Below are 22660 nucleotides of genomic sequence, written 5' to 3'. Positions count from 1 at the left end.
CCGAAATTGATGTTAGTGTTTCGACGCGAGACTCCCTGGAAGGCGATCCGCGGCATCGATCCGGGCGCCGGCATCAGCCGGTTTTCAGGTGAGATCGTGCGCCGCTGCGCCGTCGCCGCCGCCGGATAACGACGTCGGCTGCGCCGCTAGATCGTGGCGCGACAAACCCGGTTTCTTCCCTGGCGCTTGGCTGCATACAGTGCCGAATCCGCGTGACTCGCCAACGCCTCGATCGAAGCAGGGCATGCGTTGCGAGCGGTCGCACATCCAATGCTCACGGTGAAAGGGGGCACGGCATCGGGAAACCCGGATAGCCGATTGCGTTCGACTTCGACGCGAATGGCTTCCGCAACCTTCGCGGCCCCCATTTCGTCGGTGTCCGGCAAGACGGCGACGAATTCTTCGCCGCCGTATCGCGCAGCGATATCGCTGCGGCGCCGCGTATGTTTCCGGATGCATTCGGCCAGATATCTCAATGCCGTATCGCCTTGCGCATGTCCGTAGCGGTCGTTGTATTGCTTGAAATGATCGGCGTCGATAAACAGCAGGGACAGGCTGCCGCTGCTGCTGCGATGGAGTCTTCCCCATTCGTCCGAGAGCGCCGCGTCGAGTGCGCGGCGATTCCGAAGGCCAGTCAGCGGATCGGTCCGGGTGAGATCCGTCAACAGGGTCTGCTTGCGTAGATTGTCTCGCAATGCGAATGCCAGCAACCAGACCACCGCACAGAACAATGCCCCGATCAGTGAAGCGGAAATGCCGACTTTCCAGGACATGCGCGTGGTGTCATCCAGTACATCCCGCTCGGCTGGCGCCACGACGGCGATGAGCGGCGTACCCGGCACGCGCTGGAACGTATACAGCCGCAAGGTCCCGTCGATGGTCGAGCGGGACGCATAGAATCCGGAATCGCGGCTGACCATGCGCTCGAATGCCTTCGAATTGCGCAGCCGCGTCATCTGGTGCTCGCTGAGAGGGGGATTCCTGGCCAGGATGGTGCCGTCCATGCGCAGGATGGCGCTGATGCCGTTGGGGCCGACGTTCAGCCTGGAAAGGAGTCGGCCGAAGTAGTTCAAGTCGATGGCGACGACCGCTATGCCGTTGAACGAACCATCCGGCCGGTCGATTCGCCTGGACAGGGCGATGGACTCCTGGCCGCCGCGCGAACGCGCCCGATAGGCCTCCGATACGTAAAGACCGACGTCCGCAGACTCGCGATGGACGGTGAAGTAATCGCGATCGCTGAAATCCCAAAGATGCGAGGTGCTGCAACAGCCGTCGATCAGCCGACCGTAGCGGTCCGTTACGCCCATCCCCGTGACAAATTTCGCGGCGGTGCGCTCGAACAGCAAATCGTGCCGCAATAGCGGATCCATGCGCCGAACGGCGGGGTTGCCGAGTTCGGACGCGAGGACAACGAGGGCGCTATTGGACGTTTCGACGGTTCGCTCGATCTCGCTGACCAGGAGGGCGGTGACGTTCCGGGATGTCTCGTGCGCATGCTTCACGACTTCGCTTCTCGCGGCCCAAAGGGTGATCACGCTGACGCTCACGGCTGCCAACGACATCAGCGTGCCCAGCGCGCCGACGACGATATGGTTTCGTCCCGCCCAGTCGGCTATTTTCTCGATTGAAGTGGATGGGGACATGCTCGATTTTGAGTGGGGTGGTCGGTCTAGTTAGTCCAGCGGGGAGAAAGCCGGGTTAACGGCAAGGCAGGCGGAAAATCGAGGCTCGGGCGATGGCGATGCGTGACGTGGATCGGCTGAAGGTCGCGGTGCCGCGCGATGCGACGCGGTAACCAATTTCTGCAAACGGACGTGGACCACAAATTTCTGCTAAGTCGCGACGCATAATTTCAACATTATAGAAATAATGTCAAATATGAAGTGGCGGATAGTTGGATATATGACGGTTTACGTTATATTATTTACGAAATCCCCCGCGAACCCCGACCATGTCCGACCTCACCCCCGACGAAACCCGCGTCGCCGCCGAAATCGAACGCCTCAAGGCCGACTTCCCGAAAACCCGCGAGCTGTACCGCGAGGTGTGCGCACTGCTGTTCTTCCGCTTCGGCATCACGCCGACCGCCAACCGGCTGTATCAGCTGGTGCGCAGGGGCAGCATGAGCACGCCGACGGCGGTGCTCGGCGAGTTCTGGGCCGATCTGCGGGAAAAGAGCCGCGTGCGGATCGAACATCCGGACTTGCCGGCCGACCTGCAGGTGGCGGCGGGCGAGCTGGTGGCGGCGTTGTGGAGCCGATCGACGGCCGCGGCCGCGACGTCGCTCGATGCGCTGCGCGCCGAGGTGGAAGCGGAGCGGGATGTCGCGAAGAACGAAGTCGCCGCGTTGCAGGCCGAACTCGCGCGCACCGAGACGGCGCTTGAGCAGCGCACGGCTGCGCTGCTCGTTGCGCAGGTGCGGATTCAGGAGCTCGAACAGGCGCGTGCGGCCGATGGCGCATCGCAGCGCGCGCTGGCGGCCGAGATCGAGCGCCTGAAGACCGACAACGCGGAAGGCGATCGCGCGCTCGCGCAGGCGCGCGCGGATTTCACCGCGCAGCTCGACCGGCTGCGCGACGACGCGAATCGTGCCGAAGAGCGCTTGCGCGCATCGGAGAAGCGGGCGCTGCAGGAGATCGATCGCGAGCGCGTGACGGCCGCGCGGTTGCAGAAGGAACTCGACGTGCTGACCGCGCGCGCCGAACAGCGCGACGCCCAGTATCGGCACGACCTGGCCGGGTTGCAGGCGCAACTCGGCGACGCGCTGCATCGATGCGGGGTGCTTCAGGGGCAGCTCGACGGCGCGCAGGCGACGAATGCGGTCTACGGGAACGAGCTTGATACGCTGAGGCGGGAGATCGCGGCGCTGGCGATGGCGAGCCGCACGCCGCAGGGGCGTGTTGCCAGGAAAGCGCCTGCCGCCACCCAGGGCGAGCGCAAGCCGCGTGCGAAGAAGCGCGTCGAGGAAGCATCGAGCTGACGGCGCGACGGCCGTTGTCTCGATGCGCGCGCCGGGGCGGCATCCCGCCCGGCGCGCGAACCATCAGCTCAGCACGTAACGTGCCGGCAGCGGCGGCGCGTCCGCCGGAATCGTGACGAGCGACGTGTTGAGCCAGCCTTGCGGCGTGCCGTTCGACTGAGCATACGCGCCGACGTAAGGCATCATCCTCGTCGTCTGATAGACCTGCGGCGTCCAGCCGGCGGGCGCGAGGAAGATCGACGTCGCGCGCTTCTCGCTGTACGCCGACGCGCCGTAGGTCGAAATATTCCAGAGCGTCTGCTGATAGGTGTCGTAGTCGGTGTTGTGGCGCGAACCACCGGCCTGCCAGCCCTCGAGCTGGATGAACGTGTTGTACGTGCCGGCGCCCGCGAGCATGTCGTTGACGGTGCGTCCATACAGGAACGACAGGATCAGGCCGCAGTTGCGCGGCGCGAAATCGCTGCCGACGCTCAGGTAGTAGCGGCCCGTCGTGTTCACGAGCGACGCGTAGTGCGAGTTGCCGATGTCCGTCGACGTCGTCAGCCCGCTCGATCCCATGAAGCTGTCGAACGCCTGCATCGTGACGCCCGCTGGCAGGTCGCGCGTGGCGCTGATCGCGACGAGGTGCGAGCCGGCGGCCAGCAGCGTCAGGAAAGCGGACAGCGTATCGGCGTTCCAGTTGGCCTGCGCGTCGGCGAACGGGAACGCGCGGTAGCCCGTCAGCGCGAAGATCGCCGGATCGGAGCCGGCCTGCCACGCGACCTGCGGCACCCACATCGTCAGCGGGCCGGCGTTCGACGCGCTGGACACGTACTGCTTCAGCGCGTCGACGAGCTGCGCGTCGGCGTCGGGCAGCACGGTGTACGACGCGCCGTTCAGCCAGCGCTGCACCCATTGCGCGACGAAGCCCGCCAGCTGGCCGCCGGTGAAATCGGCGGGCGGCACGTAGCCGAGCGGGCCGGTTCCCTGATAGGCGGCCCGGATCGCCGCGGCCGTGCGCACGTTGTTGCCGAACATGCTGTTCGCGAAGTCCTGGCAGTTGTTGGCCGGCGGCGTCGCGAGCTGGGCGAGGGGGACGACCCACGCGCCGGTCGCGGTCGGCACGCCGCGATACAGGTTGAGGTTCGCGACCGAATCGTGACCGGGAAACGTCGCGGCGTCGGCGCCCGACACGTAGCCGGCAGACGGCGTGACGCTGACGGTGGTCGGCTGCGAGCCGAACGGATGGACGTACGAGATCGCGAACGACGCGTCGCCGCCGGCAAGGTTGAACGAGCCGGTGCAATCGCCCCAGCTGTTCGTCGCGCTGACGGCGCTCGACTGTCCGGTGCCGATCTGCGCTTGCGTGGCCTGCGGCACCGAGCCGCTCTGGCTTGCTGCGTTGCCGAACGCGAGCGTCGACGACGGGATCGCATTGACCACGTTGATCGTGATCGACCGGTCGGCGATGCCGGCGCTTTGCGCGGTGGCCTTGGCGGCGAACGACGATGCGGACGTCGCGCCGCCGTTGTCGCCGCCGCAGGCGGCGAGCGTGCCGACGAGCGGCGACAGCGTGAGCGCGGCGCCGCGCTGGAGGAAGCGCCGGCGGTTCGGCGTGGTCGGACGTGCGGGACTCGAGGCGGTCATCTGCGTTCCTGGTCACGGGTTCGAGGGGGATGCAACGACGGTCCGGCGCGTTGCACACGTGTGCAATACCGGCTGCATCTGTGCGCTTGCCGGCGCTGGCGCCGCGCGTATTTATGCAGAAGATTTGTGAAACGCCCGCGACGAAGCCGGGGCGCTGATGTGACGCCGCGCGCGGCACGGCGGGGAGGGGGCATTGGGAACCGCTCGGGGATCAGGTAAAGTGCGACTCAAAATACCGGCTGAACATTACTAGACGACCGGTCTAATCGTTGCTACCATACGCCATCATGAATGCATCTTCAGGCGCGGAAGTCCGCCATCACATCCTGAATATCGCGAAGCCGATCATGCTCCACAAGGGGTTTTCGGCGGTCGGTCTGAACGAGATTCTCGCCGCGGCGGGCATCCCGAAGGGCTCGTTCTATCATTACTTCGGCTCGAAAGAGGCGTTCGGCGAAGCGCTGCTCGAAGCGTACTTCGAAGGCTATCTCGAGCATCTCGACAACCTGCTGGTCCGGCAACCGGGCACGGGCGCCGCGCGCCTGATGACCTACTGGAACAACTGGCTGCACACGCAATGCAACGACGATCCGGAGGGCAAGTGCCTCGCGGTGAAGCTCGGCGCCGAGGTGGCGGATCTGTCCGAAGCGATGCGCTCGGTTCTGCGGCGTGGCACCGGGCAGATCATCGAGCGGCTTGCTGCCGGCATCGAAACGGGGCTGGCCGACGGTTCGCTGCACGGGATCGACGATCCGTCTCACACCGCCGCGACGCTGTATGAGATGTGGCTCGGCGCGACGCTGCTGGAGAAGATCCACCGCAACCGCAAGCCGCTCGAAACCGCGATGGCCGCGACGCTGCGGATGCTGAATCTGCCGCAGGCGGCCGGCAACGGAGCGTGGCAGTAAGCGAGGCGCGCATCGCGCGCCTTATTTTGTGCCCCGATAATAGACGACTGGTCTACTTTTCATGGATCGGCGATACAGACATGCGGCGCGCGGGCGTCGCCTGCCGTGTCGCCGATTTCCTTTCCAGACCGGATCGTGCAACAGCACGCATCCCCATTGACGGAGGTTGATATGTCGCAAAGCAAGACCGCAAACCGCAGGATCGTCCTGAGTTCGCGCCCGGCGGGCGTCCCGACGGCGGACAACTTCCGCACCGAAACCGGCGCGGTGCCGACGCCCGGGCCGGGCCAGGTCCTGCTGCGCACGATCTGGCTGTCGCTCGACCCGTACATGCGCGGCCGGATGAGCGACGCGCCGTCCTATGCGCCGCCGGTGGCGCTCGGCGACGTGATGGTCGGCGGGACCGTCAGCCAGGTCGTGGCGTCGAACCTGCCGGCGTTCAGCGCGGGCGATCTCGTCGTCGACATGGGCGGCTGGCAGGACTACGCGGTGTCGGACGGCACGGGCCTGTTTCCGCTCGGCCGCGACTTCGCGCACCCGTCGTACGCGCTCGGCGTGCTCGGGATGCCGGGCTTCACCGCCTATCACGGGCTGCTGAAGATCGGCGAGCCGAAGGCCGGCGAAACCGTGGTGGTCGCAGCGGCGAGCGGCGCGGTCGGCGCCGTCGTCGGGCAGATCGCGAAGCTGAAGGGCTGCCGCGTGGTCGGCATCGCCGGCGGCGCGGACAAGTGCGCGTATGTCAGCGGGACGCTCGGCTTCGACGCGTGCGTCGATCACCGCGATGCGGATTTTGCGCGCAAACTGGCGGACGCATGCCCGGGCGGCATCGACGTCTATTTCGAGAACGTCGGCGGCGCGGTGTTCGATGCGGTGCTGCCGCTGCTCAACATCGGCGCGCGCGTGCCGGTTTGCGGGCTGATCGCGCATTACAACGACACCGCGCTGCCGGCGGGCCCGGACCGCATGCCGCTGCTGACGTCGATGCTGCTCAGGAAGCGCGTCCGGATGCAGGGCTTCATCATCCTCGATCATTATGCGGAGGGCTATGCCGCGTTCCTGAAGGACATGGGCGAGTGGGTCGCCGCCGGCAAGGTGAAGGCGCGCGAGGACGTCGTCGACGGCCTGGACGCCGCACCGGACACGCTGATCGGCCTGCTCGCCGGCAAGAACTTCGGCAAGGTCGTCGTGCGCGTCGGCTCCGACGAACTGGCCTGACCTCATGTCTCACGCCGCGCGCCGGTTCAGGCGCGCGGCATCGTCGATCCCGATTCAACGAAGGAAAGAAGGAAGCACCATGCCTGTCTACGTATTCGCCAGCCTGATCCCGAAACCCGAACATGCGCAGACGGTCGAGACCGAGTTGCGCAGCCTCGTCGCCGCGACGCGCACCGAGCCGGGCAACCTGCGCTACGACCTGTTCCGCCAGGCGGACGGTTCGCCGGGTTTCGACCTGTTCGAGATCTATGAGGACGACGTGGCACTGGACGCGCACCGCGCGAGCCCGCACTACAACGCCTATCGCGCGAAGGCCGGCGAATGGCTCGCGCAGCCGCCGGTCGTGAAGGTGCTCACGGCGCTCGACGCCGTGCAGTCGTAAGCCGTCGGCGCGCGCGCCGCGCCGTCTCCACACTACGCCAGCCCGGAGGCTGAATGATCAACCTGAACATCAACGGCGCGGTCCATGCGGTCGACGCGCCCGCCGACATGCCGCTCCTCTGGGTGCTGCGCGATCTCGTCGGCCTGACCGGCACGAAATTCGGCTGCGGCATCGCGCAGTGCGGCGCGTGCACCGTGCATCTCGACGGCGTCGCGGCGCGCGCGTGCGTGCTGCCGGTCGCGGCGGTCGGCGAGCGCAGGATCACGACGATCGAGGCGGTCGGCGCGACGCCGGCCGGGCGCAAGGTGCAGCAGGCGTGGCGCGAGCTCGACGTCGTCCAGTGCGGCTATTGCCAGTCGGGCCAGGTGATGGCCGCCGCCGCGCTGATCGCGTCGAACCCGCACCCGAACGACGCCGACATCGACGCCGCGATGGCCGGCAACATCTGCCGCTGCGGCACCTACAACCGGGTTCGCGCGGCGATCAAGCAGGCCGCGAAGGAGGCCTGACATGTCGCGAGGACTGATCGAAGCCGGCCAGGCAAATGCGGGCTTGTCGCGCCGCACGTTCCTCAAGTTCGGCATGACGCTCGGTGCGGCCGCGGGCGGCGGATTGCTGCTCGGCTTCAGCGTGCCGGCGGCGGGCGGCGATGCGCGGCGCTCGGTGATCGGCGGCAATGCGAACGAGGCGCCGCGCCCCGGCGTGTTCGCGCCGAATGCGTTCGTGCAGATCGACCGCAACGGGCAGGTTACGCTCGTGATGCCGAAGGTCGAGATGGGGCAAGGCGTCTACACGTCGCTGCCGATGCTGATCGCCGATGAGCTCGAGGTGCCGCTGTCGAACGTGACGCTCGACCATGCGCCGCCCAACGAGAAGCTGTTCTTCGACCCGCTGCTCGGCGGCCAGCTCACCGGCGGCTCGACGTCGATCCGCTACGCGTGGGAGCCGATGCGCCAGGCGGGCGCGACCGCGCGCACGCTGCTCGTCAGTGCGGCGGCGAAGCAATGGGGCGTCGATCCGGCGGCCTGCCGCGCGGAAAACGGCGAGGTGCTGCATCCGCCGAGCGGACGGCGCGCGTCGTACGGCCAGCTCGCGGACGCCGCGGCAAAGCTGCCGGTGCCGAAGAGCGTCGCGCTGAAGCAGCCCGCGGATTTCAAGCTGGTCGGCAAGCCGGTCAAGCGTCTCGATTCGCCGGAAAAGGTCGACGGCACCGCGCAGTTCGGGCTCGACGTGAGGCTGCCGGGCATGTTGGTTGCGGTGATCGTCAACAGCCCGGTGTTCGGCGGTACGGTCGCGAGCGTCGACGACACGGCGGCCAAGCAGATCCGCGGCGTGCGCCAGATCGTGCGTGCGGACAACGCGGTCGCGGTGGTCGGCGACCACACGTGGGCGGCCAAGCGCGGCGCGTCGGCGCTCGTCGTGAAGTGGAACGAAGGCGCGGGCGCGAAGGTGTCGACGAAGGACATCGCCGCGGACCACGCGCGGGCGGCGGACAGCGGCAAGGGCGCGGTCGCGCGCAAGGACGGCGACGTCGACAAGGCGTTTTCGAACGCGAAGACGCGCGTCGACGCGGTCTACGAGCAGCCGTTGCTCGCGCACGCGACGATGGAGCCCGTCAACTGCACGGTGCACGTGCGTCCCGACGGCTGCGAGATCTGGGTCGGCACCCAGGTGCCGACGCGCGCGCTCGACGCCGTGCAGCAGATCACCGGCTTCCCGCGCGAGAAGATCGTCGTGAACAACCACCTGCTCGGCGGCGGCTTCGGCCGCCGGCTCGAGATCGACATGGTCGTGCAGGCGGTGAAGATCGCGAAGCAGGTCAACGCGCCCGTGAAGGTCGTGTGGACCCGCGAGGAAGACATCCAGCACGACATGTACCGGCCGTACTACTACGACCGAATCTCGGCCGGCCTCGACGCGAACGGCAAGCCGATCGCATGGCGGCACCGCATCGTCGGCTCGTCGATTCTCGCGCGCTTCGCGCCGCCCGCGGTGAAGAACGGCGTCGATCCGGACGCCGTCGAGGTCGCGGCCGAGCTGCCGTACGACCTGCCGAACCAGCTCGTCGACTACGTGCGGCAGGAGCCGCGCCACGTGCCGACCGCGTTCTGGCGCGGCGTCGGGCCGACGCGCGGCACGTTCGTCGTCGAGAGCTTCATCGACGAGCTCGCCGCGCAGACCAGGACCGACCCGGTGCAGTACCGCCGCGCGCTGCTCGGCAAGTCGCCGCGCGCGCGCAACGTGCTCGACGTCGCGTCGAAGGCCGCGGGATGGGGCACGCCGCTGCCGAAGGGCCAGGGGCGCGGCGTGTCGGTGATGCACGCGTTCGGCAGCTTCTTCTCGATCGTCGTGGACGTCGCGGTGGACGACGGCGACGTGCAGGTCAAGCGTGTCGTGTGCGCGGTCGACTGCGGGATGGCCGTCAATCCGGACACGATCGACGCGCAGGTGCAGGGCGGGATCATCTTCGGAATCACGGGCGCGCTGTACGGTGAGATCACGATCGAGAACGGCCGCGTCGCGCAAAGCAACTTCACCGACTACCGGATGCTGCGGATCAACGAGACGCCGCCGATCGAGGTGCACCTCGTGAAGAGCGGCGAAGCGCCCGGCGGGATCGGCGAGCCGGGCACCGCGGCGCTTGCGGCCGCGCTGGCGAACGCGATCTTCGCCGCGACCGGCAAGCGCGTGCGCAAGCTGCCGGTCGGCAACCAGCTGAAAACCGCCTGACATCGAGGACACGGATGATTCGAATCACACCCCTGGCGCGCGCCGCGAAGGCGCTCGGCGCGGCCGCCGTCACAGTCGCTGTCGTGCTGGCGGCCGCTGCCTCAGTCCCTGCCGCACAGGCCGCGACGCCCGACGCGGCGCTCGTCGCGCGCGGCGCGTACCTGGCGAAGGCGGGCGACTGCGTCGCCTGCCACACCGCGCCGCAAGGCGGCATGCCGTTCGCCGGCGGCTTGAAGATGGACACGCCGATGGGCGCGATCTACACGACCAACATCACGCCCGACCCGGATACGGGCATCGGCCGCTACACGGAAGCCGACTTCGCGCGCGCGCTGCGCGCGGGCGTCGCGAAGGACGGCCACAACCTGTATCCGGCGATGCCGTATCCGTCGTACGCGAAGCTGAAGGACGACGACGTGAAGGCGCTCTATGCGTATTTCATGAATGGCGTCGACCCCGTGAAGCAGCCGAACCGCGCGTCCGACATCCCGTGGCCGCTGAACCTGCGCTGGCCGCTCAAGCTGTGGAACGCGGTGTTCCTCGATACGACCGCCTATGCGGACAAGCCGGGCAAGGACGCGATGTGGAATCGCGGCGCGTATCTCGTGCAGGGCCTCGGGCACTGCGGGTCGTGCCATACGCCGCGCGGCGTCGGGTTCCAGGAGAAGGCGCTCGACGAGGGCGGCGCGGCGTTCCTGTCGGGCGCGCCGATCGACAACTGGTTCGCGTCGAACCTGACGGGCGAGCACAATACGGGGCTCGGCCGCTGGAGCGAGGCGGACGTCGCGCAGTTCCTGAAGACGGGCGCGAACCAGCATGCGACCGCGTTCGGCTCGATGGTGAGCGTGATCAACCACAGCACGCAGGCGCTTACCGGCGAGGACCTGACGGCGATGGCCCGCTACCTGAAGTCGCTGCCGGCGGCGGGCGGGAACGGCGCGCCGCCGTACCGCTACGACCCGAAGGCGAGCCAGGTCGTGCTGGGCCGGCCGGCGAACGATCCGGGCGCGAAGGTGTATAACGCTTACTGCCTGCATTGCCACGGCGTCGACGGGCGCGGCTACGCGCCGCTGCTGTCGCCGCTCGCCGGCAATCCGAACCTGCTGGAGCGGGATGCGACGTCGCTGGTCAACGTGACGCTCAACGGCAGCGAGACGCTGGTGATCGACGGCGTGCCGTCCGCGTATCCGATGCCGGCGTTCTCGAACGTGCTGAGCGACCGGCAGATCGCCGACGTGCTGACGTTCATGCGCGCCGGCTGGAACAACGGCGCGCCGGCCGTGCAGGCGTCGGAGGTGGCGAAGCTCCGCAAGGCGACCCAGGCGGCGCGTTGAGCGCGCGGGTCGGACTTCGGTTAACCGGTGCGCGCTCGTTCGCGAGGCGGCGCACCTTTTTTGACGCAAAAGTAGGGGTGTCTGGATGACTCACGTGACTTATACGGATACGCAACTCCTGATCAACGGCGAATGGACGGATGCCGCGAGCGGCAAGGCGATCGACGTCATCAACCCGGCGACCGGCAAGGTGATCGGCAAGGTGGCCCACGCGGGCATCGCCGATCTCGATCGCGCACTGGCCGCCGCGCAGCGCGGCTTCGAGCAGTGGCGCCGGGTGCCCGCGCACGAGCGCGCGGCGACGATGCGCAAGGCGGCCGCGCTGGTGCGCGATCGCGCGGACACGATCGCGCAGCTGATGACGCAGGAGCAGGGCAAGCCGCTCGTCGAAGCGCGCCTCGAAGTGCTGGCGGCCGCGGACATCATCGAATGGTTCGCCGACGAAGGGCGGCGCGTGTATGGCCGCATCGTGCCGTCGCGCAACGTCGGCGCGCAGCAGACGGTCGTGAAGGAGCCGGTCGGTCCGGTCGCCGCGTTCACGCCGTGGAATTTCCCGGTCAACCAGGTCGTGCGCAAGCTGAGCGCCGCGCTCGCGACCGGCTGCTCGTTCCTCGTGAAGGCGCCGGAGGAGACGCCGGCGTCACCGGCCGCGCTGCTGCGCGCGTTCGTCGACGCGGGCGTGCCGGCCGGCGTGATCGGCCTCGTGTATGGCGATCCGGCCGAGATCTCCGCGTACCTGATACCGCATCCGGTGATCCGCAAGGTGACGTTCACCGGCTCGACGCCGGTCGGCAAGCACCTGGCCGCGCTCGCGGGCCAGCACATGAAGCGCGCGACGATGGAGCTCGGCGGGCATGCGCCGGTGATCGTCGCCGAGGACGCGGACGTCGCGCTCGCGGTGAAGGCCGCCGGCGGCGCGAAATTTCGCAACGCGGGGCAGGTGTGCATCTCGCCGACGCGCTTCCTGGTGCACAACAGCATCCGCGACGAATTCACGCGGGCGCTTGTCAAGCACGCGGAAGGGCTGAAGATCGGCAACGGGCTCGAAGAGGGCACGACGCTCGGCGCGCTTGCGAACACGCGCCGGATCGCCGCGATGACGTCGGTCGTCGAGAACGCGCGCGCGGTCGGCGCGCGCGTCGAGACGGGCGGCGAGCGGATCGGCACGGAAGGCAACTTCTTTGCGCCGACGGTGCTGGCCGACGTGCCGCTCGAGGCGGACGTGTTCAACAACGAACCGTTCGGGCCGGTTGCGGCGATTCGCGGGTTCGACGCGCTCGAGGATGCGATCGCGGAAGCGAACCGCCTGCCGTATGGGCTCGCGGGGTATGCGTTTACGCGGTCGTTCGCGAATGTGCATTTGCTCACGCAGCGGCTTGAGGTCGGGATGCTGTGGATCAACCAGCCGGCGACGCCGTGGCCCGAAATGCCGTTCGGTGGGGTGAAGGATTCGGGCTATGGGTCGGAAGGTGGGCCGGAGGCGCTCGAGCCGTATCTCGTCACGAAGTCGGTGACGGTCATGGCGGTTTGATGGGCGATTGAATGCAGGTAGGCCGCCGCCCCGTGTGTGGTGGGGCGGCGGCGTTTTTTTGCGCGCTATCAGAGGCCGTTCATGACGCGAAATTCAAATAACGAAGCGACGATCGTCCTGCTCAACGGCGTCGGCAGTGTCGGCAAGAGCGCGTTGGCCCGGGAACTGCAGGCCGTGACAACGGATGTGTTTTTGCACGTGCAAATGGACGCGTTCCTGGCGATGTTGCCCGGGCAATATATGGATCACCCTGAAGGATTCATGTTTTCCTCCTCGGTCGAGGGGGAGCGCCGCGTGGTATCGATACAGAGCGGGCCTGTCGGCGCGCGCGTCATGCAAGGCATGCGGCACGCGATCGCCGCTTTGGCATCGCAGGGCAACAATCTCATTGTGGACGAGGTATTGCTGGGTCAGGAAAAGGAAGACTACGTGCTTGCTTTCCGGTTTTAATCTGTTGGTCGTCGGCGTGGTTGCGCCGCTAGAAGTGATCGAGGAGCGTGAACGAAACCGGGGCGATCGCGAAATCGGACTTGCCAGATGGCAGTATCAGCGAGTCCATGCGGACATGAAGTATGACCTCGTGGTGGATACCAGTGTTTGCACGCCGCGAGAGGCGGCGCTGCATATCAAACAGGCATTTTCTCTGTAGAGAGCGTGCCCAGGGCCCGGTGAGCGGATGGCTGCATGACTGCGGAAAAGTACAACAACATGAAGTCGTTCATGGAAAGATTGGCCAGGCGTTTCGTGATTGTTTGCGCTGCGGCATTTGTTGTGTGCGCAACGGCAATCGCGTTCGGTGTGTACCGGGACATGGCGAAACCACTGCGGGTCGTGCCTGCATCACTGGATATCGATGTCGAAAGCGCCAACAGGACATTCAGCATCCAAAGCTTTGTCGCAAATGATGCGGACACCATGAAGCTCGATTTTTTGTTCAAGGATGACGATCGCCGCGTCCGTGGATCGAAGATGGTCGGTTGCGAAACGGGCAGCGGTGTACGCACGAAGGTCGTGCCGTTGAAGGTCAGCCTGTTTGCCCTGGATAAAGGCGGGGCGCCGGTCATCGAGAACAAGTATGAGCCGACATCGTATTGCGAGGGTTGGGGTAAAGAGGCGGATGGCACTTCGACGGTTTCGGTGGTCGTTGATCGTCTTCCGAGGCTAACCCCTGGCGAGCACTACGCGCTCGTAGTGGAAACGATGGAAGCTCATCCCGAGTTCAGGCAAGCGGGCATCGGCGTGAAATTCAGCGTGGGCTGGACAGGACACTCATTTTGAAGCGACGAGGATGAAAACACGTTGCGACCTGTCTGTTTGGGCGTAGCCGGTGATAAGGAAAACCGCGTGACGCGTATCTGCGAGGGAGCCTGTCAGATTTTTAGTGTGCTGAGGTCATGAGACGATAACGGAACCAACGTCCTATGACTGATGCAACAGTGACCAAGAAGAGCAAGAATCCGAAGGCACAGAAGCTGTTTTCCGATGGGCTGATCAAATCACGGAGTGATCGTTGCCTCGTCTATGACGATCATGTAGCGACCGCCATCCGAGCAGGTTACGGCGATCGTGCGGGTATCGTGCTTGTCTTCCGGCACCCGGGCACCAATGACATTCGCACACTTCTTCTTGCGCATGCGCAGGGTCTGAGCCGTGCCAGCGAACACTTTGGCTTGCAGGGCGGCAGCCGTTGGCGGCTCAGGAACGTCGAGGTCGGGGGCCTCCCCGATCTTGTCCGCCTTCAGATAGGCGCTCGTGATGAACATCGTTAGCTGCGTCAGAATCACGCCGGGCACTTCGCTCTTGCCCTGGGCCTGTGCGCCGCAGGAGGCAAACGCGAGTGTGCCGCACGCTGCGGCGAGTATCGATCGATACAAAGTCATGCTGGAATTCCGTTGGGCTAGTGTGACAACGTGAGCTTGAAAGTCGGAACGGGGGGCGCACCTTCCACTGACGATCCAATGGACAGGAACCGAGCCACGCGATAACACCGCAGCGCGCTCAATGCATTGCGGTGATCTTCACGGCTCCACTCTTGCCGTTGTCGCCCGCATCCTTGAGCATCACCAGCCCGGTCGCGGGGCAGAAATGATCGACGACGTGCTGCGTGGCGGCCGGCACGGTCGTCGCGTGGCCGAACATGGTGATCTTGGTAGCTTGCTGCGTTTGGTCGTAGCTGATCGGCACACACACGAGCCGACCGGCAACTGTGTCGAGTTGTTCTGGCTTTCCAATGCGCTTTGCTGTGGTCGTCACGACCGCCTTCGGCACGGAGATGTGATTGACGTTCATGCCCATTGCCGACACCGTGCCCGCGAACGACACCTCGCTGCGTGTGCCAGGCAGAGTTGCGCCCTCGGTCAGGGATTCGCCGACGTAGCTGAGCAGGCCGGCCATTTGCGCCGATACCGAGCCCGCCATCGACGCGTCGTTTGACGATGCGCGTATTGATCCATCAGAAGAGAGCGCCCCAAAGCGGGCGTGACCGTCAACGATGTGGAGCGCCATGTCGTTTTGGCTGCGCGAAGTGCGGCCCGCCACGCTCAGCGTCCCGTTCGCCCGTAACATACCGCTGCAATTGCCGTCGTGGGTCTTTTTGAAATCAAGCATTTCGACCTCAAGGACGATGCCCGCCGGCAACACCGACATCGTGAAGCCACCACCCTTATGCATCCACGGCGCGTCGCACGCGAGCGCCGCATGCGCAGCGCCTGACGTTCCCCAGGCCGAGCCGGCGAGCAGCAGCATCACACAGTGCCGACGCAACGTGTGTCGCATCTGTCCATACCGCTTCGCTGCCGGGATTAAGCTTTCCATTTACACCTCCTCGTCATTGTTGTTCGCCACAACGTTTCAAATGCCGCCCGGCCATGCGCGCCGACGCAACGGCGCGCCCGACGCGCGACAGGGATCATTGCACCGCCACTTCGACGCGGCGGTTTTGCGCCCGTCCGACCGGAGTGGCATTGGCCGCAACCGGACGGCTAGCGCCGAAGCCTTGGGCCACCAGACGATCCGCCGCGATGCCGGCATTGATCAGGTATTCGCGCACGGTGGCGGCACGCTGTTGCGAAAGCGCCTGGTTGTGCACGTCGCCGCCCGTGTTGTCCGTGTGGCCTTCGATCGCGAGCTTCCAGTCCTGATGAGCGTTGACGGCTTTGACCACGCTGTCCAGCGCCGGGCGGCTGTCAGGGCGCAGCGTGGCTGCGTCGAGATCGAAGTTCACGCCGTACAGCGTGACGCGCTTGTTTTGTTCCAGTGCGCCGCTCACCGTATCCGTTGCGAGTCCTGGGCAGGTGTTCTGGTAAGCCGCAACCTTCCGCCCCACACTATGCCTGGTCTTCTGGATCGAAACCTCGCTCGCGCCAAGCGCTGCAGGAAATTCCTGGGCGGCAGCCAAATCTGCTTTGGGGCTGAAGCTCATCACGCCGCGCCATGCTTCGTCGTCGCTGTGACGCAGGTAGCGCAGGTAACCGTTCGGCTCCATGCCTCCTTCGAACGTGCCGGCAATTTTTCGCAACTTGACGTTGCCGCCGTTGAAGTCGCCCGCGCCATAGCAGCCGCGGATCGTACCGCCGTCCTGTTTGATTGCGACGAAATCGCTCATGTCGAAGGCGATGCCGAATTCGTAGACCCCGCTGACGTCGCGCGTTGCCTGCTCACCCGGGACGAATTCGCCCAACGCCATGAACTGCTTGAGGCTGATGGTGCCGGAACCGTCGGATCCGCGCGTCAGCGTCACGCGCAGCCAACGCGCCGTGACCGGCTTCTCGAATGTCGCTCGCGCAGTGACTGTCTTGCTGTCAAGTTGTGCGAGGGCGGGTAGATCGGTGTCGTAGACCGTCTGCCACGGTCCGTTTTCGCTTTGGTCCGATGCCTGCACCTGCGCGTGGCGCGCGGCGCCCATCTCGGCAATGCGGTCGAAGCGCAATGCCTGGATTCTCGCGGGAGCCGCCAGCGCAATGACCGCCTCGTAGCGGTCACCGTTGGCCGTCACGCCTATCGAGTCCGGCACCTCGTCCAGCATGAGCATCCATTTGTCATTGGAGGCATCCTTGTCGACCACGAACGCGCCTTGCGACAACCCGGCCACGTTGATCAATGGCGGAGTCGACGCGTGCTCCGCCACTGCCGGTGCAGCAGTGGACTCAGAAGCGGTGGCGGCCGCAACGGCTGACGCGCCGGTAGCTGCAGACGCGGCTTTGCGCTTGCAGCCGGCGCCGCCCATGACGAGCAGGGCTGCGGCTGTCGCGATCGTCAATACACGAGCGCAGCTTCGGAAATGATCACGGTGCGGGAAGGGCAAGGTCGGCATCCTCGTCGATAGCGTTATTGTTCGGTTCGGCGTAAGTTCGACCGCCGATTGGGCCATCGTCGGGCCGATGATGGCGGGCCAGTATAGTTGAGGCGGTCACGCGCCACAAATTCTCCAGACTAATCAAGATGCGCCATAGCGGAAGTTCGCAGCTTCGTGCTCAGTGTCGGTTGATTCGACGAGTCTGACTTCGAGGGAGCGTTCGCCCCTCGTCGCATGGCCAGACCACCATCGCAGTCATCTCTTCGCCGAGCGGCGCCAACCGGGATGGGGGGCATGCCGGGCGACTTCTCTCGCAACCAGATTCCTTCGGTCGGCACGGGTTATCGGCGCGGGCCCTTCACTTCGGACCCGACGAGCATCAGCAAGACAGAACCGGCGTATGGCTGCTTACCGGCCGGTGTGCGCTGCCGAGTTAAAGAGACGTAGGGCGCCGGGGAAAACGGAGTATCTGAATGACTACGATGACCGATCAAGCAGTGAGTCTCGCGGGTTCGAGCAACATTGCGGGGTGCCGGTCCATCGCCTATTCTCTGATCAATACGAATATCAGGATTTCACGGACGGCAAAGGCGCCTGCAATAGCGGAATGAAAACTGCGCCATACGAAACGGGGATCATGCTGATAGAGCTTGCAACAATCACCGCGCGGCGCGGCCTGATTGAAACAGATCGCCCGTGATTGGCTACGCCTGCGATTTGGCGATCCGCTTGAATCGAGCGATCGACGTGCAATCGATATGGCTTTCCGGCACCCAGGTCAGAACCTGGCACTTTCAACAAACAACGAAAGGGAACAGAGGGGTGCAGTTCAGGCATCAACCACCAATACGGAGATCGTCATGGCCAACTCGGTAGCGAATCAATTCGTCGATTGGGGTTCTGAATTTCACAATCCACCGTGGCAAGCGAACGACAGCATCGCGATTGCCCCCGGCGTGACAACCGTATTCGATCTGCTGACGGCCGACGGCGTGTCGCCCGCCCTCAACCCGCAATGGCAGGGTTCAGGCGCCAGCCTGTTCATTACGGCCTTGAGTGGGGTAGAAGCGAACCAGGGCGGTAACGGCTACTGGTGGGTGTATTTCGTCAACGGCCAGATGCCTGACGTGTCATGTGCCGTCTACACCCTGCAACCCGGCGATAGCGTGGCTTGGGACTACAAGCACTACTCGAGCGGCTTGAAGCAGGCGGTTCATCCGCCGCTGGTTTGACGTTCATCGCGCAGACCCATGCGTCGCGGCCGGCATCCGCCCCTTCAATGCCGGCCGCTCCCCCGATAACTCTCCACCTCCGCGTCATACGCCGCCAAAAACGCCTTCCCGAACACCGACGCGAAATCGTCCTCGATCGCGAACACCGTATCGCGATGCGTCGCCGCATAGCGGTCCCACATCCGCGCCTTGTACAGCACCGGCAGATGCTTCTCGTACCACGGCCGCGGCGTGTCGTCGCGCTCGCGCAGGCGCTGCGGCGAGAAGCGCGTCAGCAGGTCCATCAGCGCGGCGCGCATGCCGGCGACCATGCCGATCTGGTGCGCGTGCAGATCCTGGAACGCATCCTGAACCGCGCTCTGCGGCGTCATGAAGCCGGGCAGCGGCAACCCGAACATCTGCCGCAGCACCGCGCCGCCGTCCGGCAGCAGCTTCAGCGGATTGTTCTCCCGGTCGAGCAGCATCGTCATATGCGCCTTCACCTCGCGCTTCAGGATGCTGCGCGACGACAGCAGCTCGACCGTGCCGTTCGCGAACAGCGCGAGCAGCTGGCCGGCGATATACAACTGCTCCGCCGACCATCGATGCGGGTCGGCGGCGTCGATCCCGGCACCTTCGAAGAACGCGCGCAGCAGCGCGTCCGGCGTCGCGGGTTCCGGCGCGTGCGCGGCGGGCGGCGGGGCGTCCGCATCGGCATCAGCATCGACGTCGGGCGTTTCGGCGGAGGCCGCAGCAGGCTGCACGCGCACATGCTGCGTCCATTCGGGCGCATGGTCGGCCTGCGTAAATGAGCGTTGCGATCCTTCGGACGCGCGGTGCGCATCGTTGTGTTCGGCATCGGCCGGAGAACCGTTGTCGCCCGACGGTTGCGCGAACAGATCGAGCGGATCGATAGACAACTGATGCAGGTCGCGCGGCGGCCCGGACGACGGCGCCGCGGCGGCGCGCGCCGCAGGCTTGCCGTCCTTGCCGGCCGGCGCCCGCGGCGCGGCTTCGTCCGGCGTCTTGCCGCGCGCGAAACGGTCGTGCAGCCGCCCCCACAGGCGATTGCCTGCCCCCTTCGTGTCGTCGCTTGACGCAACCGGATCGCGTGCGCCGCCCGTCATGTCGACCGTGGGTGCAACCGCGTCCTCGCGCTCCGCGCGCAGCACGTAAGGCCCGATCCGGACGATGTCGCCGTCGTTGAGCGGCCGCTCCTGCGCATACGCGATCGGCACGCGGTTCACTTCGATGGTGGACACGCTGCTGAGGTTCTTCAGCAGGCACGCGTCGTCGCCGACCTGCAGCAGCGCCTGCAGCCGCGAGATCTGCCGCGTCTCGTCGCGCAGCACGAGATGATTGTCTCCGTCGCGGCCGATGGTGCCGCCCGGCGGGCGAAACACGACGGCGTCGAAGCGGTCGCTGCCGACCGGCTCGCCGGCGTGTTCGATCACGATCAGTTGCATGTCAGACGTCGCTCGCTGGATGAAGCGCTCGCCGGGAAACCGGTTTGTTCAGGATGCCGACGCATGTCTGCGGCGCGCGGCCTCGAACGCCGGTCCCCAGATCGGATGCCCCTTCTCGGCGGGGGACAGCTCGAAGCGCGGATTGAGATCGAGAATCTTCGAGAACTCGGCCCGGCACGTCGCGACGCGGTTCGTCACGCAGTAGCTGAACGCGAGCAGCTTGTGTGCGGCGACCTGCGTGCCGACGTCAGCGCCGTCGATTTCGCGCGCATGGCCAAGGATCGCAATCGTGCGGCCGTAGTCGCCCGCGGCGTACGCGGCGCGCGCGCTGTCGACCGCGGCGCGCGCGGCCGACTGGGTCGCGGAAGTGCTCGTGGAAGTGCTCGTGGACGTGCTGCTGCAGCCGCTCATGCCCAGCAGCACGAGGCCAAGGCAGACAACCAGCGAGAAACGGCCTTTCATTCTTGTTTGGACGGATTCCAGTGATTGGACGGGTGACGCGCGGTGCTGTTGGATTCTAGTGCCAATCATCGGAACCGGACAGGCTGTTACGTTTCGTTTCATCTTGAAACAATAATCCCGCGAGATCGCCTTATTTGATTCGGAATGCGCCTTGTGAATCCGGAAAATCGAACCTATAGTTCGGTGTGATTTTTGGTTTCGTCAGTTGTTTTGAAGCGCTCATCCATGTGCGTAAAAGCGGGCCGTTTATTCCGGCGGCGTGAACAGCTTGGCACCTCACCCGAGTCGCATGCCGCTGCCGGCTTCCAGGCCGGCGGAGGGTGCGTCGCGTTCGTCTGATGGGTGTCCGCATACGAGATTCGTGCCGCGTCGGCAAGCAACGCATCCGGGAACCGGTCGGGAATCGATTCCAATTGATTTCCATTTTAAGATTCGGGTTTTTCGGAAAACATGGGTGATTCGACCCGGCTTTTAAATGAATAAATTGCCGAATGAAATCGCGATGAAAGGAAAGCTGGATTACATAATTACCGAATGAATCGTTGTCCATGATTCAAGGATCGGGCCGGTTTCCGTCGTCGGGAAACCGGTGGAGACTGATTGCGCTGCGAGGATCGAATATGCGAGGGCGGTCCGGTGGGTTCATCGTCCTGGGGTGCGTGCTGCTGCTCCCGGGATGCGGCGCGTCGGAGCGTGCCGCGGCAGTACCGTATGCGATCACGGTCGACGTCGCGCCCGACGTCAACCCGGACCTCAACCGCAAGCCGTCGCCGATCGTGCTGAAGGTGTTCCAGCTCAAGGCCGCGTCGGCATTCGAGAGCGCGGATTTCTTCTCGCTTCAGGACAAGCCGGAGGGCGTGCTCGGCGCGGACCTGCTCGGCGTCGACCGCATCATCCTGCGGCCGGGCGAGGCGCGCACGCTGCATTACCGCGGCAACGTGGAGGCGGGCGCGCTCGGCGTCGTCGCCGAATACCGCGTGCTCGACAAGAACCGCTGGCGGCTCACGGTGCCACTGCCGCGCGCGAAGCAGCTCAATGCCTACAAGTTCTGGCAGACCTCGCCGGGCGAACTGAAGCTGTCGATCGCGGTGCGCAACGGCGGGATCGGGCTGGGCGGCGATGCACGGGGGCGCCCATGAACGAACCGTCATTGTCAGCGACGCCGGTCGCGGCCCTGCGCCAGCGGGTGGTGTGGACCGAAGGGATGTTCCTGCGGCCGCAGCATTTCCAGCAGCTCGAACGGCATTGGGAACGCTATGTCAGCCTGCGCTGCCTGCCGCTGCTGGGGTTCGGCTGGGGGTTCGACATGCTGGAGATCGATCGTGAGCTGCTCGCGCTCGGCAAGGTCGCGCTGCGCGCGGCGTCGGGCGTGATGCGCGACGGCACGCCGTTCGACCTCGCGCATCCGGACGACCTGCCCGAGCCGTTCGACGTGCCCGCCGACGCGAAGGACCAGCTCGTTGTGCTTGCGCTGCCGCACTGGCGCGGCGGTGCGGAGGAGGTGTCGTTCGGCGGCGAAGGCGACGCGGAGGTCGCGCGCTATGTCGTGCGCGAATACGAGATCGCCGACGCGAACGCGGTCGCGCTCGGCCCGGCGCTGCTGCAAACGGGCCGCCTCAACGTGCGGCTGATGCTCGAAGCGGAACTGACGGGCGACTGGCACGCGCTCGGCGTCGCGCGGATCGTCGAGCGGCGCACCGACGGCCGGCTGCTGGTCGACGACGGCTACATCCCGCCGCGGCTCGTTGCGCAGCACGATCCGGTGCTGCTGCGCCACACGCGCGAGCTGCACGGGCTGCTGACGCAGCGCAGCGAGGCGCTGGCCGCGCGGCTGTCGGAGCCGGGGCGCGGCGGCGTGTCGGAAGTCGCGGATTTCCTGCTGCTGCAGCTCGTCAACCGCTATCTGGCGCTCACCTGGCATGCGCAGCAGGACGTTGCCGCGCACCCGGAGACGCTGTTCTGCGACTGGCTGAAGCTCGCGTGCGACCTGAGCACGTTCACCGCGGCCGGCCGCCGGCCGCAGACGCTCGCGATCTACCGGCACGACGACTTGCGCGCGAGCTTCGGAGAACTGATGGCCGAGCTGCGCCGCTCGCTGTCGACGGTGCTCGAACAGAACGCGATCCAGATCGAGCTGCGCGACGCGGGCAACGGCATGCGGGTCGCGACGCTCGCCGATCCGTCGCTGCGCGACACGGCGGGCTTCGTGCTCGCGGTGCGCGCGGACGTGCCGGCCGACAGCCTGCGCGCGCGCTTTCCGGCGCAGGCGAAGCTCGGGCCCGTCGAGCGCATCCGCGATCTCGTGCAGCTGCAGTTGCCGGGCATCGCGATGCGCCAGCTGCCGGTCGCGCCGCGGCAGATTCCGTATCACGCGGGCCATACCTACTTCGAGATCGACAAGGGCGGCGACCTGTGGAAGCAGCTCGCGCGCTCAGGCGGTCTCGCGCTGCATCTGGCCGGCGAATTCCCGGGACTCTCGATGGAGTTCTGGGCGATACGCGGATAAGGGCGGGAGGCA

22 protein-coding genes are annotated in these 22660 nt (G+C 65.9%); 15 read left to right on the top strand and 7 right to left on the bottom strand.

From position 1 onward, the window contains the following. Positions 1-146: 146 nt before the first annotated feature. Positions 147-1646: a GGDEF domain-containing protein gene (locus tag B7P44_RS25785; protein ID WP_084908762.1), complete on the bottom strand. Its 1500-nt coding sequence runs from the start codon at positions 1644-1646 to the stop codon at positions 147-149. A gap of 308 nt (positions 1647-1954) precedes the next feature. On the opposite strand from B7P44_RS25785, the gene B7P44_RS25780 reads away from it, so the two are divergent. Continuing rightward, positions 1955-2983 carry a DNA-binding protein gene (locus tag B7P44_RS25780; RefSeq protein WP_084908761.1) on the top strand — a complete coding sequence of 343 codons (1029 nt, stop codon included), beginning with the start codon at positions 1955-1957 and terminating at the stop codon, positions 2981-2983. A gap of 63 nt (positions 2984-3046) precedes the next feature. Here the strand turns inward: B7P44_RS25780 and B7P44_RS25775 are convergent, their stop codons facing one another. After that, positions 3047-4609, bottom strand: a complete 1563-nt coding sequence (locus B7P44_RS25775) for a hypothetical protein (protein WP_084908760.1) — start codon at positions 4607-4609, stop codon at positions 3047-3049. 287 nt (positions 4610-4896) lie between these two features. Between B7P44_RS25775 and B7P44_RS25770 the strand changes: the two genes are divergently transcribed. From B7P44_RS25770 to B7P44_RS25730, 10 genes are all read left to right on the top strand, one after another. Next, positions 4897-5517: a TetR/AcrR family transcriptional regulator gene (locus B7P44_RS25770; protein ID WP_084908759.1), complete on the top strand. Its 621-nt coding sequence runs from the start codon at positions 4897-4899 to the stop codon at positions 5515-5517. A gap of 171 nt (positions 5518-5688) precedes the next feature. After that, positions 5689-6732 carry an NADPH-dependent curcumin/dihydrocurcumin reductase gene (locus B7P44_RS25765; protein ID WP_084908758.1) on the top strand — a complete coding sequence of 348 codons (1044 nt, stop codon included), beginning with the start codon at positions 5689-5691 and terminating at the stop codon, positions 6730-6732. Between the two features lie 79 nt (positions 6733-6811). Beyond that, positions 6812-7114 (top strand): putative quinol monooxygenase, encoded by a 303-nt coding sequence (locus B7P44_RS25760; RefSeq protein WP_084908757.1) that lies wholly within the window; start codon positions 6812-6814, stop codon positions 7112-7114. Positions 7115-7167: 53 nt separating this feature from the next. Further along, positions 7168-7623: a (2Fe-2S)-binding protein gene (locus B7P44_RS25755; protein ID WP_084908756.1), complete on the top strand. Its 456-nt coding sequence runs from the start codon at positions 7168-7170 to the stop codon at positions 7621-7623. 1 nt (position 7624) lies between these two features. Beyond that, complete coding sequence (locus tag B7P44_RS25750; protein ID WP_084908755.1) at positions 7625-9844, top strand: xanthine dehydrogenase family protein molybdopterin-binding subunit; 2220 nt, start codon at positions 7625-7627, stop codon at positions 9842-9844. A 14-nt stretch (positions 9845-9858) separates the two neighbouring features. Continuing rightward, positions 9859-11178, top strand: a complete 1320-nt coding sequence (locus tag B7P44_RS25745) for a c-type cytochrome (RefSeq protein ID WP_084908754.1) — start codon at positions 9859-9861, stop codon at positions 11176-11178. Between the two features lie 85 nt (positions 11179-11263). Then, positions 11264-12709 carry an NAD-dependent succinate-semialdehyde dehydrogenase gene (locus tag B7P44_RS25740; protein ID WP_084908753.1) on the top strand — a complete coding sequence of 482 codons (1446 nt, stop codon included), beginning with the start codon at positions 11264-11266 and terminating at the stop codon, positions 12707-12709. Positions 12710-12790: 81 nt separating this feature from the next. Continuing rightward, on the top strand, positions 12791-13159 hold the full coding sequence (locus B7P44_RS37780; RefSeq protein ID WP_205128716.1) for a phosphotransferase-like protein: 369 nt from the start codon (positions 12791-12793) through the stop codon (positions 13157-13159). Next, positions 13143-13358, top strand: a complete 216-nt coding sequence (locus B7P44_RS37775) for a phosphotransferase-like protein (protein WP_205128715.1) — start codon at positions 13143-13145, stop codon at positions 13356-13358. Before B7P44_RS37780 ends, B7P44_RS37775 begins: the two co-directional genes overlap by 17 nt. Positions 13359-13393: 35 nt before the next feature. Further along, complete coding sequence (locus B7P44_RS25730) at positions 13394-13987, top strand: DUF5625 family protein (protein WP_084908752.1); 594 nt, start codon at positions 13394-13396, stop codon at positions 13985-13987. 218 nt (positions 13988-14205) lie between these two features. On the opposite strand, the gene B7P44_RS25725 is transcribed toward B7P44_RS25730, so the two are convergent. The 3 genes from B7P44_RS25725 to B7P44_RS25715 all read right to left on the bottom strand — a co-directional run bounded on the left by B7P44_RS25725 (position 14206) and on the right by B7P44_RS25715 (position 17012). Beyond that, positions 14206-14589: a hypothetical protein gene (locus tag B7P44_RS25725; RefSeq protein WP_084908751.1), complete on the bottom strand. Its 384-nt coding sequence runs from the start codon at positions 14587-14589 to the stop codon at positions 14206-14208. 118 nt (positions 14590-14707) lie between these two features. After that, on the bottom strand, positions 14708-15523 hold the full coding sequence (locus B7P44_RS25720) for a hypothetical protein (protein ID WP_133117910.1): 816 nt from the start codon (positions 15521-15523) through the stop codon (positions 14708-14710). Positions 15524-15617: 94 nt separating this feature from the next. Further along, positions 15618-17012 carry an OmpA family protein gene (locus tag B7P44_RS25715; RefSeq protein WP_157721104.1) on the bottom strand — a complete coding sequence of 465 codons (1395 nt, stop codon included), beginning with the start codon at positions 17010-17012 and terminating at the stop codon, positions 15618-15620. 391 nt (positions 17013-17403) lie between these two features. Here B7P44_RS25715 and B7P44_RS36705 point away from each other — a divergent pair, with 391 nt between their 5' ends. Continuing rightward, complete coding sequence (locus tag B7P44_RS36705) at positions 17404-17703, top strand: hypothetical protein (RefSeq protein WP_157721103.1); 300 nt, start codon at positions 17404-17406, stop codon at positions 17701-17703. Continuing rightward, entirely contained in the window at positions 17684-18235 is a 552-nt protein-coding gene (locus tag B7P44_RS25710) for a DUF4430 domain-containing protein (RefSeq protein WP_133117908.1), read from the top strand. The genes B7P44_RS36705 and B7P44_RS25710 overlap by 20 nt, the downstream gene beginning before the upstream one ends. Positions 18236-18279: 44 nt before the next feature. Here the strand turns inward: B7P44_RS25710 and tagH are convergent, their stop codons facing one another. Then, positions 18280-19680, bottom strand: a complete 1401-nt coding sequence (tagH, locus tag B7P44_RS25705) for a type VI secretion system-associated FHA domain protein TagH (RefSeq protein WP_084908747.1) — start codon at positions 19678-19680, stop codon at positions 18280-18282. 48 nt (positions 19681-19728) lie between these two features. Then, a complete protein-coding gene (locus B7P44_RS25700) occupies positions 19729-20142 on the bottom strand; it encodes a TssQ family T6SS-associated lipoprotein (protein WP_084908746.1) in 414 nt (137 codons plus the stop codon). A gap of 620 nt (positions 20143-20762) precedes the next feature. On the opposite strand from B7P44_RS25700, the gene tssJ reads away from it, so the two are divergent. Both tssJ and tssK read left to right on the top strand, forming a co-directional pair. Further along, entirely contained in the window at positions 20763-21281 is a 519-nt protein-coding gene (gene tssJ / locus B7P44_RS25695; RefSeq protein WP_084908745.1) for a type VI secretion system lipoprotein TssJ, read from the top strand. After that, positions 21278-22648: a type VI secretion system baseplate subunit TssK gene (tssK, locus tag B7P44_RS25690; RefSeq protein WP_084908744.1), complete on the top strand. Its 1371-nt coding sequence runs from the start codon at positions 21278-21280 to the stop codon at positions 22646-22648. Before tssJ ends, tssK begins: the two co-directional genes overlap by 4 nt. Positions 22649-22660: the final 12 nt, after the last annotated feature.

Source organism: Burkholderia ubonensis subsp. mesacidophila (assembly GCF_002097715.1).
In the GTDB taxonomy this organism is placed as follows: domain Bacteria; phylum Pseudomonadota; class Gammaproteobacteria; order Burkholderiales; family Burkholderiaceae; genus Burkholderia; species Burkholderia mesacidophila.
This window is presented reverse-complemented; position numbering and strand designations above follow the sequence as displayed.

Bases quoted from the DNA above. Each gene is read 5' to 3' on its own strand.
- B7P44_RS25780 (WP_084908761.1), top strand. From the start codon at position 1,955: ATGTCCGACCTCACCCCCGACGAAACCCGCGTCGCCGCCGAAATCGAA.
- B7P44_RS25785 (WP_084908762.1), bottom strand. From the start codon at position 1,646: ATGTCCCCATCCACTTCAATCGAGAAAATAGCCGACTGGGCGGGACGA.
- B7P44_RS25700 (WP_084908746.1), bottom strand. From the start codon at position 20,142: ATGAAAGGCCGTTTCTCGCTGGTTGTCTGCCTTGGCCTCGTGCTGCTG.
- tssJ (WP_084908745.1), top strand. From the start codon at position 20,763: ATGCGAGGGCGGTCCGGTGGGTTCATCGTCCTGGGGTGCGTGCTGCTG.
- B7P44_RS25760 (WP_084908757.1), top strand. From the start codon at position 6,812: ATGCCTGTCTACGTATTCGCCAGCCTGATCCCGAAACCCGAACATGCG.
- tssK (WP_084908744.1), top strand. From the start codon at position 21,278: ATGAACGAACCGTCATTGTCAGCGACGCCGGTCGCGGCCCTGCGCCAG.
- B7P44_RS25720 (WP_133117910.1), bottom strand. From the start codon at position 15,523: ATGGAAAGCTTAATCCCGGCAGCGAAGCGGTATGGACAGATGCGACAC.
- B7P44_RS25725 (WP_084908751.1), bottom strand. From the start codon at position 14,589: ATGACTTTGTATCGATCGATACTCGCCGCAGCGTGCGGCACACTCGCG.
- B7P44_RS25770 (WP_084908759.1), top strand. From the start codon at position 4,897: ATGAATGCATCTTCAGGCGCGGAAGTCCGCCATCACATCCTGAATATC.
- B7P44_RS25740 (WP_084908753.1), top strand. From the start codon at position 11,264: ATGACTCACGTGACTTATACGGATACGCAACTCCTGATCAACGGCGAA.
- B7P44_RS25745 (WP_084908754.1), top strand. From the start codon at position 9,859: ATGATTCGAATCACACCCCTGGCGCGCGCCGCGAAGGCGCTCGGCGCG.
- B7P44_RS25765 (WP_084908758.1), top strand. From the start codon at position 5,689: ATGTCGCAAAGCAAGACCGCAAACCGCAGGATCGTCCTGAGTTCGCGC.
- B7P44_RS37780 (WP_205128716.1), top strand. From the start codon at position 12,791: ATGACGCGAAATTCAAATAACGAAGCGACGATCGTCCTGCTCAACGGC.
- B7P44_RS25755 (WP_084908756.1), top strand. From the start codon at position 7,168: ATGATCAACCTGAACATCAACGGCGCGGTCCATGCGGTCGACGCGCCC.
- B7P44_RS25775 (WP_084908760.1), bottom strand. From the start codon at position 4,609: ATGACCGCCTCGAGTCCCGCACGTCCGACCACGCCGAACCGCCGGCGC.
- tagH (WP_084908747.1), bottom strand. From the start codon at position 19,680: ATGCAACTGATCGTGATCGAACACGCCGGCGAGCCGGTCGGCAGCGAC.
- B7P44_RS36705 (WP_157721103.1), top strand. From the start codon at position 17,404: ATGGCTGCTTACCGGCCGGTGTGCGCTGCCGAGTTAAAGAGACGTAGG.
- B7P44_RS25730 (WP_084908752.1), top strand. From the start codon at position 13,394: ATGACTGCGGAAAAGTACAACAACATGAAGTCGTTCATGGAAAGATTG.
- B7P44_RS25750 (WP_084908755.1), top strand. From the start codon at position 7,625: ATGTCGCGAGGACTGATCGAAGCCGGCCAGGCAAATGCGGGCTTGTCG.